This is a genomic window from Cellulomonas fimi (assembly GCF_028527925.1).
GTDB lineage: Bacteria > Actinomycetota > Actinomycetes > Actinomycetales > Cellulomonadaceae > Cellulomonas > Cellulomonas fimi_C.
The window spans coordinates 1-11,613 of sequence record NZ_JAPESW010000035.1; the positions used below are offsets into that span (position 1 = coordinate 1).

Below are 11,613 nucleotides of genomic sequence, written 5' to 3' on the forward strand. Positions count from 1 at the left end.
ACGCGGGCCTGCAGGTGGGCGTCGTGCGACCGCAGCACGTGGGCGGGGAGGACCCCGCGGCCGTCGCGTCGTCGGCCAGGACCAACGGAGAGCCAGGGGTCGCGGCGACCGGGACCGGGGTCGGGAGGTTGGCGATCTCGTCGTACCAGGCGCCCGCCGCCTCGGACAGGCCGCCGGGCTGGACCGTCGGGCGGGCGCGCGCCTCGGTGTCGGCGTAGCCCGTGCGCGGCCCGACGACGAGGTGCCCACCGGCCTGCGCGAACCGGCGCAGCCAGTCGAGCTCGTCGTCGGACGCGGCGTAGAACCCGGCCGCCACGAGCACCGGGAGGCGCGCCGCGACGGCCGCGGGGTCCTCCCCGCCCACGTGCTGCGGTCGCACGACGCGCACCTGCAGGCCCGCGTCGAACGCGCCGCGGTAGAACGCGGCGACGATCCGCGGGTACGACAGCGGGTCGCCCTCGCCCGACGCCGTCTGCAGCGGCGGCTGGGCCGCGAGCGCCCACCGGCTCGCGCCGTGGTGCCAGATCGCGACGTCGGCGTCGGGCGTCGCGTCGGCGAGCAGCCCGCCGACGCGTCCGAGCTCGGCACCCAGGCCGGCGATCTCCCGGTACGCCCGGCCGGGCACTCCGCTGTGGGGCAGCACGCCGCCCCAGTACGTCTCGGCGCCGTAGTGGAGCGTGCGCCAGTGCCAGTACTCGACCATGCGCGCGCCGCGCGCGACGAGCGCCCACGCGGCCTGCCGCCACTGCCCCGGGTAGGCGGGCAGGTTCGTCGACGGGCCCCCGATGGCCTGCGCGTCGGTCTCCGTGACGAGGAACGGCTCGTCGCGCGACGACCACATGACGTCGGCGACCTGGAACAGCGCCCACGTGCCCGAGGCGGTCCAGGACTGCGGCACGACCGCCGCCGACGGGTGCGCGAGGCCGTCCTGCATCGTGTAGTACGCGTTGCCGCTGGTCACGTCGAGGACCGACGCGAGGTCGGCGTCCTCGAGCGCGGGCCGCTCGTAGGCGATGCACGTCGTCACCCACTGCCCCGGGCGAGCCAGCGAACGCACCGCCCGGGCCTGCCAGTCGATCATCTCCGTCGTGAGCGACGCCTGGAAGCGGCGCCACGCGAGGTCGTACTGCGGCTGCGCGTTGCCGTCGGGCGTCCACAGGTCGGCCCAGTCGGACAGCCGGTGCGACCAGTAGACGAGGCCCCACTCGCGGTTGAGCGTCTCGACGTCGCCGTACGTGTCCTTGAGGTGGTCGACGAACCGCTCGAAGATCCCGCGGTTGTGCAGCAGGTGGAGGCCGGGCTCGTTGTCGACCTGGTACCCGACGACGGCCGGGTGGTCGCGGTAGCGCTCGACGATCCGGCGCAGCACGCGCTCGGCGTACCAGCGGAACACCGGGTGCGTGAAGTCGACCTCCTGCCGCGCGCCCCAGCCCAGCGACCGGCCCGTCGCGGACTCCCCCGCGATCTCCGGGTACCGGCGGACCAGCCACGGCGGCACCGCGTACGTCGGGGTGCCGAGCACGACGTCGATGCCGCGCTCGTGCGCGCCGTCGAGCACCGGCTCGAGCCAGTCGAGGTCGAACCGCCCGTCGGACGGCTCCCAGGTCGACCAGACCGACTCGCCGACGCGGATCACGGTGAACCCCGCGGCGGCCATGAGGTCGAGGTCGCGCTTGAGGTCGCCGGGCGTCGGGTCGGCGCCGGGGCCGTGGTACTCGTGGTAGTACGCGGCGCCGAAGCGGACGCGGTCGTGCTGCACGGACATGAGGTCTCCTCAGCCGGGTGGCTCGGTGGAACGGGGGCCGCGGGCGACGGCGCGCCGACGGCGGGAACAGGAGGGACGCGTCAGCCCTTGACGGAGCCGGTCGCGAGCCCGGACTGCCAGTACCGCTGCAGGAACAGGAACGCGACGATCAGCGGGATGATCGAGATGAGCGACCCGGTGATGACGCTCGAGAACAACGGTCGCGAGCCGGATCCGCCGGCGGCGGTGGCCTGCCACTGCGCGAGTCCGACGGTCAGCGGGAACAGGTCGGGGCTGTTGAGCACGATGAGCGGCAGGAAGTAGTTGTTCCACGTCGCCACGAGCGTGAACAGCAGGACCGTGACGAGCCCCGGCACGAGCAGCCGCAGGGCGACCCGGAAGAAGATCCGCAGCTCTCCGGCACCGTCGACGCGGGCCGCCTCGATGAGCGTGTCGTCGACCGCGTCGGCCGCGTACACCCGCATGAGGAACACCCCGAACGGGCTGACGAGCGAGGGCAGGATGACCGCCCACGGCGTGTTCGTCAGGCCGGCCTTCGCGAACAGCAGGTACGTCGGGATCGCCAGGGCCGTCGTCGGGATCATGATCGACCCGAGGATGCCGCTGAAGATCGCGTTGCTGCCGGGGAACCGGTACTTCGCGAAGGCGTACCCCGCCGCGGTCGCGAGGAACGCGGCGCCGACGGCGGCGGTCCCGGCGTAGATGACCGTGTTGCGCATCCACAGCAGGTAGACGCCGTCCTGCGCGGTGAACACCGCCTGGACGTTCTCCCACAGCGACATCGACTGCGCGAACCACAGCCCGAACGAGGAGAACAGGTCCGCGTTGGACTTGGTCGACGCCACCACCAGCCAGAACAGCGGCAGCAGGAAGTACACGAGCGCGAGGAGCATGAGCACCGACAGCAACGGGCTGCGGCGGGGCTGGTCGCTCGAGTACGCGCGTCGCCGACGGCTGCGCGGTACGGCCGGCTGGGCGGGCCCCGACGCGCGGCGGTCCGCGGGGGTGCTGATCGTCGTCGTGGTCATCGGGCACGCTCCTTGCGCTCCCTGCGCTGCGCCGACAGCTGCACCACGTAGGAGACGATCATGATGACGATGCCCAGCACGAAGGCGATCGCCGCGGCGTAGTTCAGGTCACGGTTGATGAACGAGAGGTTGTACGCGTAGAGGTTCGGCGTGTAGTCGGTGCCGATCACGTTGGGCGCGAGCGACTGCAGCAGGTTCGGCTCGGTGAAGAGCTGGAACGTGCCGATCACGGAGAAGATCAGCGTCAGCAGGAGCGCCGGGCGCACGGCCGGGATCTTGATGCTCCACGCGGTGCGGACCGCACCGGCACCGTCGACGGACGCCGCGTCGTAGAGCTCCGCGGGGATCGCCCGCAGCGCGGCGTAGATGATGATCATGTTGTAGCCGACGAACTCCCACGTGACGATGTTCATGATCGAGAACAGCATCCAGTCGGCCGACAGGAAGGGCGGCGCCGGGACGCCGACCGCGTCGGCGATCTGCGCGGCGGGCCCGAAGTCCGGGCCGTACAGGTAGCCCCACATGAGGGCGGCGACGACGCCGGGCACCGCGTACGGGACGAAGATGCCGAGCCGGATGAAGCGCTGCAGGTACAGCACGCCGGCGTCGAGCAGCAGCGCGAACAGCAGCGACAGCCCGAGCATGACCGGCACCTGGATGACCAGGAACAGCGTCATGCGCCCGACGCCCGACAGGAACGACGGGTCGGAGAGCGCGCGGCTGTAGTTCTCGAGCCCCACGAACGCGGTGCCGCCGACGAGCTGCTCGCGGAACAGGCTGAGGTAGCCCGCGTAGACGAGCGGCGTGACGAGGAACAGGACGAAGATCGCGACGAACGGTGCGATGAGCAGGTACGCGGTGGCGTTCTGCTTGCGGCGCATCGGCGACGAGTGCCGGTGCTTCCGGGGCTGCGCGACGGTGCGCTCGGGCGTGACGACGTCGGTCATCGGTGTCTCCCGGGGTCGGTGAGAGGGCCGGTCCCGCGGCCTGCGGAGTGCCGCGGGACCGGCGGTCCCTCAGTCGGCGACGGTGAAGCCCTGCTGCTCGGCGTACGTCGTGAGCTTGTCCTCCCACGCCTGCATGGCCTCGACCAGGTCGGTCTTGTCGGCGATGGCCTTGCCCACGGTCTCCTCACCGGCGGAGTAGGCGTAGTCCATGAACGGCAACCAGCCGAAGTCCGGCTCGACCGTCGAGGAGATCTCCGCGAACAGCTTGTTGACCTCCTGGCCGCCGTAGAACTCGGCCTGCTGGTCCGCGAACTGCGGGTCCTCGAGCACCTCGGTCGTGGTCGGGAACAGGAACTGCTCGGTGGCCATCGTCATCGCCGACGCCTTGTCGTGGTTGATCCACAGCGCGAGCTGCGACGCGGCGATCGGATTCTTCGTCGACGCGAGCACCGCGTCGGACGAGCCGCCCCAGTTGGCGGAGACGTCCTGGCCCTCCTCCCACTGCGGGATCGTCGCGGCCCGCCACAGGCCCGACGTGTTCGCGGCCGTGCCCTGCAGGAACACCGGACCCCACGCCGCGGCGACCCACGACGCGTACTTGCCGTTCGCGAGCCCCTGGTACCAGGCGTCCGTGAAGTCCGGGTCCACGGAGACCGCGTCGGACGCGATGAGGTCGCCCCAGTACTGCGCGACCCGCGTCGCCTCGTCCGAGGACAGGTCGATCGTCACGGTCTCCTCGCCGTCCCAGCCGAAGGGCCGCGCGCCGGCCTGCCAGAGCAGCGCCGTGAACTGGCCCATGTCGTTGCCGGGGATGTTCGTGAGGTAGAGGTTCGGGTCCGCCGCGTGGAGGTCGGTCGCCGCCTGGGCGAACGCGTCCCACGTCGTCGGGACCTCGATGCCGTGCTGCGACAGCAGGTCCTCCCGGTACAGCAGGCCCATCGGGCCCGAGTCCTGCGGGACGCCCCACACCTTCTCGCCGTCGGTCGACTTGACCTGCTCCCACACCCACGGCACGTAGTCGTCGCCGATGTCCTCGGGCATGTACGGCGTGAGGTCGAGCAGGTTGTCACCGAGCGCGAACGACGACAGGTGCTGGAACTCGATCTGCGCGACGTCGGGAGCGCCCTCGCCGGCCTTCAGCGCGCTGCGCAGCTTCTGGTAGTGGTCGGCGCCCTGGCCGACGTTCACGACCTCGACGTCGATCGCCGGGTAGGCCTCCTCGAAGAGCCCGACCTCCTTCTCGATGTCGGGGACCCACGTCCAGAAGGTCAGCTTGGTCGGCGTCTGCATGGCCTCGTCGATGTCGGCCTGGCTGACGGGGCCGGTCGTCTCGCCGCCGCCGTCGGTCCCGCCGCCGCCGCTGCAGGCGGTGAGGGCGAGCGCCGCCACGGCGACGCCCGCGGTGAGCCCGGCGGCCTTGCGCCGCCACGTGATCGTCCTCGACATGCTCCACTCCTTCGTGAAGGTCGTGCTCGGTCCGGTCGGTGCGCGCGCCCCGCCGCGACAATTCGCGGCGGGACGCCCGGGATGGCCTGGTGGGCCGGTGGTGCGGGTGCGGCCGGGTCAGCCGCGCCCGCGGGGTGCTGCTGTCGTCTCCCGGACCACGAGCTCGACCGGGACGTCCTCGCGACGGTCCTGCCGTCGTGGGTTCTCGATGGCGTCGACGAGGAGCCGGACGCCGAACGAGGCCAGGTGCGTGAGGTCCTGGCGGATCGTGGTGAGGGCGCGCGTGAGGTACGCGGCCTCGGGGATGTCGTCGAAGCCGACGACGGACACGTCGCCGGGGACGTCGCGGCCCGCGTCGGCGAATGCGCGGAGCACGCCGATCGCCATGTGGTCGTTCGCGACGAAGACGGCGGTGACGTCGGGGTCGGCGGCGAGCCGCTGCCCGACGGCGTAGCCCGACGGGGCGCTCCAGTCGCCGTGCTGGACCTCCGGGACAGGGGCGCCGGCGCGGACGAGCGTGTCGCGCCAGCCGTCGGCGCGCAGGCCCGCCGACCGCCAGCCCGACGGACCGGCGACGTGGTGGACCGTGCGATGGCCGAGGCTCAGCAGGTGCTCGGTCGCGGCCCGGCCGCCCCCCGCCTGGTCCGCGTCGACCATGAGCTCGTTCGTGGAGATGCCGTACCGGCCCGACAGGCTGAGGAGCGGCAGGTCGCCGACCTGCGCCGCGTCGAGCGTGAAGACGCCGACCGGCTCGTTGACCGCGATGCCGTCGACGCCCTGCTCGACGAGGTCCAGCAGCGAGCCCGTGATGCTCTCCGGGTCACCCTCGAGCGTGTTGACGACCGACATCGCGTAGCCGGCCTCGCGGATCGCCTGCTCGATGCCGACCATGATCGACGCCGGGCCGAAGTCGGTGGAGCCGACGGACAGCACGCCGATCGTCCTGCTGCGCCCCGAGACGAGCTGGCGGGCCGCGCGGTTGGGCCGGTAGCCGAGCGTCGTGGCGGCCTGGCGGACGCGGTCGCGGACCTCCGGGCGGACGTGGGGATCACCGTTGATGACGCGGCTGACGGTCTTCTGCGAGACGCCGGCGGCGCGCGCGACGTCCATCGCGACGACTGCTCGCTCCACGGCCACGGCGGTGTCCCCTTCGGTCGGCTCTGCCCGATGACTACGTAGTCAAACCACTGGGTGACTACGTAGTCAAGTGGCGTGGATCACAGGATTGTGACGATTCAGAGACGGTCGCGCTCCCACGGCTGCGCCGCGTCGGGCCGACCCACGAGCGCGCCACTGGCGGCGCGTGGCCGCCGGGAAGCGTCGCCGATGGGACGTTCGACGACGTCAGGGCGTGCGGCGGCGGAGGGTGGACGCGCCCACGACCAGCGCGCCGACGATGAAGAGCGCCACGACGCCCACGTCACCGCGGACGTCCGCCCAGCCGGACCCGGCCGCGAGCTTCTGCATCGCGTCCAGCGCGTACGTGAGCGGGAAGACGCGCGACAGCCACTCGAGCAGCTGCGGCATCTCGTCGCGGGGCATGAGCAGCCCGCACGTGATGATCTGCGGGAAGATCACCGCCGGCATCAGCTGCACGGCCTGGAACTCCGTCCGGGCGAGGGCCGACGCGCCGAGACCCAGCGCGCAGCCGAGGACTGCGTCGAGCACCGCGACGAGGATCACCAGGCCGATCGGCCCGGCCACGTCCATGCCGCACACGCCGACCGCGAAGCCGACCACGACGAGCGCCTGCACCGACGCGAGCACCGCGAACGCGATCGCGTACCCGACGACGACGTCGGCGCGGCCGATCGGGAGCGTCATGAGCCGCTCGAGCGTGCCGGACGTGCGCTCGCGCAGCGTCGCGACGCTCGTCACCAGGAACATCACGAGCAGCGGGAACAGCCCGACGAGCAGCGGCCCGAACTGGTCGAGGACGGGCGTGCCGTCGAACATCCACGCGATCAGGCCGATGAGGAGGCACGGGAGCACCAGGACCAGCGCGATCGTCCGGTGGTCGTGCCGGAGCTGGGTGAGGACGCGCTGGGCGGTCGCGGCCGTCAGGCGAGGGCTCACGACGACCTCCTCGAGCCGGCGTCCGTGCCGTCGCCCGGCTTCCCGCCGGGCCTCGCGTGCCGGCCCCCGGCACCGGCCGCCCCGGCGGCGCCCGCGACGTCCGCCGGGTGCGACGAGCTCGCCGCGTTCGCCGCGTCGACGAGCGCGAGGAACGCACCCTCCGCGTCCGTGGCGCCGGTGCGTGCGAGCAGCTCGGGCAGCGTGGCGTCGGCGAGCACGTCGCCCTCGCGCATGAGGATCAGGCGGTCGCAGCGGACCGCCTCGTCCATGACGTGGCTCGACACGAGCAGGCTCGCCCCGGCGTCGCGGAGGCGCCCGAACAGGTCCCACAGGTCGCGACGCAGGACGGGGTCGAGGCCGACGGTCGGCTCGTCGAGGACCAGCAGGTCGGGGTGGCCGAGCAGCGCGACCGCGAGGGACACGCGCGAGCGCTCGCCGCCGGACAGGGTGCCGATCGACTGCTTCGCGTGCGCCGTCAGGTCGACCTCGTCGAGCGCGCGGTCCACCTCGCGCTGCCCCAGCCCGAGGATCGCGGCCGCGTACCGCAGGTTCTCGGTGACCGTGAGGTCGGCGTAGACGCTCGGCGCCTGGGTCACGTAGCCGATCCGGCGGCGCAGCGCGGGCGTGCCGGCCGGCTCGCCGAACACGCGCACCTCACCGCCCGCGACCACCTGCGCGCCGACGACCGCCCGCATGAGCGTCGTCTTGCCGCTGCCGCTCGGACCGAGCAGCCCGACGACCTGGCGTCGTGGCACGGCGAGGTCGAGCGACGCGATGACGGGCCGCCCGCCGCGGACCACGCGCAGGGCCGCGACCTCGATCGCCGGCGCGTTATTCCCCATGTGAGGAATTGTGCTCCCGCGCGGGGGCTCAGGGCAAGACCCTCACTGGCTCGACTCGACGAGCACGGCCCGCAACCGGTCGACCACGGCGCGCTCCCCCTCGACCGTGACGGCGTCCAGCGGGCCACGGCCCCACAGCCACCGGTCCAGGTCCCACGCCGAGCCCGTGAGCGTGACGGCGACCTGCGCGTCGCCGGCCGTGACGTCGCGCGCGACGAGCTCGCCCGCGTCCAGGTCGTACGTGTTGCCCGTCCGCGGCGACGTCCCCGTGAACCGGCCGAGCTCGACCAGCCACGAGCGCCCGGCGTCCGACGCGACGACCAGGACCCGGCCCGCGTCGTCCGGCGTGAACGTCGCCCACGGCGGCAGCCCGCTCATCATGACCGCGAGCATCTCGTCGACCCCGTCGGCCGCCACCTCGACGGCCGGTTCCGTCACCGGGAGTCCCGCGACCTGCTCCGCGTCCACCCGGTGCACGAGCGCCTCGTGCGCCTGCCGCCGCAGCGCCCACGCGACGTCGCCGCCGTTCGGGGACCACGACCAGCAGCGCTCCGACGGGTCGTGCCCCGCGAACGCGTCGAGAAGGGCGCCGGTCCGCGTGCGCAGGAACGGCACGAGCGCGTCGTCCGGCTCGCGCTCCGGGCCGTCGAAGCCGCCCGGCGGGTCGCCGCCCACGTCCACCACCGCGTCCGGCGCGGCGAGGCCGACGATCCTCGACCAGAAGTCCTGCGTCTCGCCCAGGTGGTACGCGAGGTCGGCCGCCGACCAGTCCGGGCACGCGGGGACGCGCGCGTCGGGCGGCGCGACGGTCAGCGCGTCGGCGGCGCGGGCGGACTCCTCCCGGATCACCTCGGCGAACGGCAGCGGGGACGGGGACGCGCTCGATGACGTCGTCATGGCGCGACAGTAGCGACCCGCTCCGACAGCCCGGCCCGGCGCCGACGGACGGGCGCCGGCCGCGCGGGTGCCGTGCGTCGGCGTCGCTCCTAGGGTGAGGCGTGCTCCCCGACCCGGTCCGCCGTCACGGACCCGCCCTCGCGCTCGCCGCCGTCCTCGGCACCGCGGGCGTCCTGCACCTGCGCCGACCCGCGATCTTCACGCCGCTGATCCCCCGTGCGCTGGGCGACCCGGAGCCGTGGGTGCTCGGCAGCGGGGTCGCGGAGCTCGCGTGCGCGGCCGCGCTCGTCCCGCCCGCCACGCGCCGCGTCGGCGGTCTCGCGTCGGCGGCGCTGCTGGTCGGCGTCTTCCCGGGAAACGTCACGATGGCCGTCCGCTCGCACCGGCGCGGGCGGCACTGGTCGCGCGAGCCCGTCGTCGCGTGGGGACGGCTGCCGCTGCAGGTGCCGCTCGTCGCGTGGGCGGTCGCTGTCAGTCGTGCAGCGGACCCAGCCACTGGCCGATGACGACCGTCGCCCCGAGGTCGTCGTCCTCGACGACCCGCGGGACCAGCCCGGCCGACGACATCGCCGCCGCGGTCGCAGGCGCCTGACGCTCGCTCGTCTCGATCAGCAGGTGGCCGCCGGGACGCAGCCAGCGCGGTGCCGCCGACGCGACCCGCCGCTGCACGTCCAGCCCGTCCGCTCCCCCGTCCAGGGCGACGAGCGCCTCGTGGTCCCGGGCCTCCGGCGGCATCAGCCGCACCTCGTCGGACGGCACGTACGGGGCGTTCGCGGTGAGCACGTCGACCCGGCCGCGCAGGTGGTCCGGCAGCGGCGCGTCGAGGTCGCCGAGCAGTGCGACCCCGCCGACCGGGTCGAGGTTGCGGCGCGCGACGGCGACCGCCGCGGGGTCCACGTCGGCCGCGACGAGGACCGCGTCCACCAGCGACGACACCACCGCGAGACCCACGGCACCGGTCCCGCAGCACAGGTCGACCACGACCGCGTCGCGCGCCGAGGCGAGCGCCACCGCCTCGCGCACCAGCAGCTCCGTGCGGCGGCGCGGCACGAACACCGTCGACGCGACCGCCACGCGCAGCCCGCAGAACTCCGCCCATCCGACGACCTGCTCGAGCGGCTCCCCGGCGACGCGGCGCGCCACCATCGTCTCGAGCGCGTCGGCGTCGGACGTCGCGTCGAGCAGGACGCGCGCCTCGTCCTCGGCGAACACGCAGCCGGCGGCGCGCAGCCGCGCGGCCAGGGTGGGCATGTCGGGCAGCACGAGCGGAACCTACGCGTCGGGCAGCGGGTCGACCAGGTACCGCTGAAGCGTCGGCCCGACGAGCGCGGCGAGGCGGTCCGCGTCGATCGACGCCACCGGCTCCACGCCCAGCACGTGCCGCGCGACGAGCACGCCGACGACGTGCGACGCGACGAGCGAGATCCGCAGCGCCTGGTCCGGGCCGGGCAGGACCTGCGCAACCTGCGAGAACACCTCCCGACCGACGTAGCCCATGACGAGGTGCGGCGGGACGTCCTCCGAGCCGATCGCCGAGAACACCGCCCGGAACGTCACCCCGTCGTCGGAGTCCCACACGCCCAGCACCGTCCGCAGCAGCCGCTCGCCCAACCCGTCGACCCCGTCGGCGACGAGCCCGGCCGCGATGCGTCCCGGGTCGACGCCCTGCGGGATCACCCCGGCCGCGAACAGCGACGCCTTGTCGCCGAAGTAGTGCCGCACGAGCGCCGGGTCGACACCCGCCCGGCGCGCCACCGAGCGCACGCTCGCGGCGTCGAAGCCCTTCTCGGCGAACTCCGCGCGCGCCGCCGCGACGATCGCCCCGCGCGTGTCCTCGCCGGCGGGTCGCCGCCCGCGCGGGCGTGGCGCCGCGACGGGCGCGGCATCGGTGTCGACGTCCGGCTCGACGTCAGGCGCGGGCTGCACGAGCCCAGCGTAGGAGCGTCGCGGCGGCACCGAACGGCCGCCGGTGCGGTGGGACGGCGCGTGCGCCGTCCGGGCCCGGGACGCCCCGCCGTCGTGAGCCGTCGTGAGCCGAACGCTCAGGAGCGCTGCGGCGCGGCCGCACCGGCCGTCGCGACCAGCGCGTCGCCCGTGAGGCGGTAGCCCGTCCAGTCGTCCATCGGGAACGCGCCGAGCGAGCGGTAGAACGCGATGGACGGCGCGTTCCAGTCGAGCACCGCCCAGTCGACCCGGGCGTAGCCACGCTCGACCGCGATCGCCGCGAGGTTGCGCAGCAGCGCCTGCCCGTAGCCGTGGCCGCGCTGGTCGGCGCGCACGTACAGGTCCTCGAGGTAGATGCCGTGGCGGCCTGTCCACGTCGAGTAGTTGAGGAACCACACCGAGATCCCGACGACCGCGCCGTCCCGCTCGACGACGTGCGCGAACACCGCCGGGTGGTCGCCGAACAGCGCCGCCGTCAGGTCGGCCTCGGTCGTCTCGACCGCGTCGGGCTCGCGCTCGTACTGCGCGAGCTCGCGGATGCAGGCGAGGATGCCGGGCTCGTCACCGGGCTGGGCGGGGCGCAGGACGGCGCCGCCGGAGAGCGTCGTGGTCACGGGCCGTGACGTTACCCGGGCACCCGCCCTGGACCGTCCGACGGTCCACGCAGG

The 11,613-nt window shown here is 73.7% G+C and carries 12 protein-coding genes; 1 reads left to right on the top strand and 11 read right to left on the bottom strand.

Going from position 1 to position 11,613, the window contains the following annotated elements; all coding sequences use genetic code 11:
• From OMK64_RS14825 to OMK64_RS14860, 8 genes are all read right to left on the bottom strand, one after another.
• Positions 1–1,765, bottom strand: a 1,765-nt coding sequence (locus OMK64_RS14825; RefSeq protein ID WP_272729137.1) for a beta-galactosidase, incomplete at its 3' end; no start/stop codon positions are given.
• Positions 1,766–1,845: 80 nt separating this feature from the next.
• Positions 1,846–2,793, bottom strand: coding sequence for a carbohydrate ABC transporter permease (locus OMK64_RS14830; RefSeq protein WP_272729138.1), 948 nt, complete (start codon positions 2,791–2,793; stop codon positions 1,846–1,848).
• Positions 2,790–3,740, bottom strand: a complete 951-nt coding sequence (locus OMK64_RS14835) for a carbohydrate ABC transporter permease (RefSeq protein ID WP_272729139.1) — start codon at positions 3,738–3,740, stop codon at positions 2,790–2,792. Before OMK64_RS14835 ends, OMK64_RS14830 begins: the two co-directional genes overlap by 4 nt.
• A 69-nt stretch (positions 3,741–3,809) precedes the next feature.
• Positions 3,810–5,186, bottom strand: a complete 1,377-nt coding sequence (locus tag OMK64_RS14840; protein ID WP_272729140.1) for an ABC transporter substrate-binding protein — start codon at positions 5,184–5,186, stop codon at positions 3,810–3,812.
• Between the two features lie 117 nt (positions 5,187–5,303).
• Positions 5,304–6,323: a LacI family DNA-binding transcriptional regulator gene (locus tag OMK64_RS14845; protein ID WP_272729141.1), complete on the bottom strand. Its 1,020-nt coding sequence runs from the start codon at positions 6,321–6,323 to the stop codon at positions 5,304–5,306.
• Positions 6,324–6,530: 207 nt separating this feature from the next.
• Positions 6,531–7,262, bottom strand: coding sequence for an ABC transporter permease (locus OMK64_RS14850; RefSeq protein ID WP_272729142.1), 732 nt, complete (start codon positions 7,260–7,262; stop codon positions 6,531–6,533).
• Entirely contained in the window at positions 7,259–8,104 is an 846-nt protein-coding gene (locus tag OMK64_RS14855) for an ABC transporter ATP-binding protein (RefSeq protein ID WP_272729143.1), read from the bottom strand. The genes OMK64_RS14850 and OMK64_RS14855 overlap by 4 nt, the downstream gene beginning before the upstream one ends.
• A gap of 42 nt (positions 8,105–8,146) precedes the next feature.
• Positions 8,147–9,001 (bottom strand): maleylpyruvate isomerase family mycothiol-dependent enzyme, encoded by an 855-nt coding sequence (locus tag OMK64_RS14860; protein ID WP_272729144.1) that lies wholly within the window; start codon positions 8,999–9,001, stop codon positions 8,147–8,149.
• Between the two features lie 101 nt (positions 9,002–9,102).
• Here OMK64_RS14860 and OMK64_RS14865 point away from each other — a divergent pair, with 101 nt between their 5' ends.
• A complete protein-coding gene (locus OMK64_RS14865) occupies positions 9,103–9,507 on the top strand; it encodes a DoxX family protein (protein ID WP_272729145.1) in 405 nt (134 codons plus the stop codon).
• Here the strand turns inward: OMK64_RS14865 and OMK64_RS14870 are convergent.
• The 3 genes from OMK64_RS14870 to OMK64_RS14880 form a co-directional block, all read right to left on the bottom strand.
• Complete coding sequence (locus OMK64_RS14870; RefSeq protein ID WP_272729167.1) at positions 9,473–10,252, bottom strand: putative protein N(5)-glutamine methyltransferase; 780 nt, start codon at positions 10,250–10,252, stop codon at positions 9,473–9,475. The two genes, OMK64_RS14865 and OMK64_RS14870, sit on opposite strands and share 35 nt — an antisense overlap.
• A 21-nt stretch (positions 10,253–10,273) precedes the next feature.
• Complete coding sequence (locus tag OMK64_RS14875; RefSeq protein ID WP_272729146.1) at positions 10,274–10,927, bottom strand: TetR/AcrR family transcriptional regulator; 654 nt, start codon at positions 10,925–10,927, stop codon at positions 10,274–10,276.
• A gap of 116 nt (positions 10,928–11,043) precedes the next feature.
• The gene (locus OMK64_RS14880) at positions 11,044–11,559 is read right to left on the bottom strand and encodes a GNAT family N-acetyltransferase (RefSeq protein WP_272729147.1); all 516 of its coding nucleotides are present in this window, start codon (positions 11,557–11,559) and stop codon (positions 11,044–11,046) included.
• Positions 11,560–11,613 lie beyond the last annotated feature (54 nt).

Excerpts from the sequence above, each read along its gene's own strand:
- OMK64_RS14830 (WP_272729138.1), bottom strand. The coding sequence starts at position 2,793 with ATGACCACGACGACGATCAGCACCCCCGCGGACCGCCGCGCGTCGGGG.
- OMK64_RS14835 (WP_272729139.1), bottom strand. The coding sequence starts at position 3,740 with ATGACCGACGTCGTCACGCCCGAGCGCACCGTCGCGCAGCCCCGGAAG.
- OMK64_RS14840 (WP_272729140.1), bottom strand. The coding sequence starts at position 5,186 with ATGTCGAGGACGATCACGTGGCGGCGCAAGGCCGCCGGGCTCACCGCG.
- OMK64_RS14855 (WP_272729143.1), bottom strand. The coding sequence starts at position 8,104 with ATGGGGAATAACGCGCCGGCGATCGAGGTCGCGGCCCTGCGCGTGGTC.
- OMK64_RS14860 (WP_272729144.1), bottom strand. The coding sequence starts at position 9,001 with ATGACGACGTCATCGAGCGCGTCCCCGTCCCCGCTGCCGTTCGCCGAG.
- OMK64_RS14870 (WP_272729167.1), bottom strand. The coding sequence starts at position 10,252 with ATGCCCACCCTGGCCGCGCGGCTGCGCGCCGCCGGCTGCGTGTTCGCC.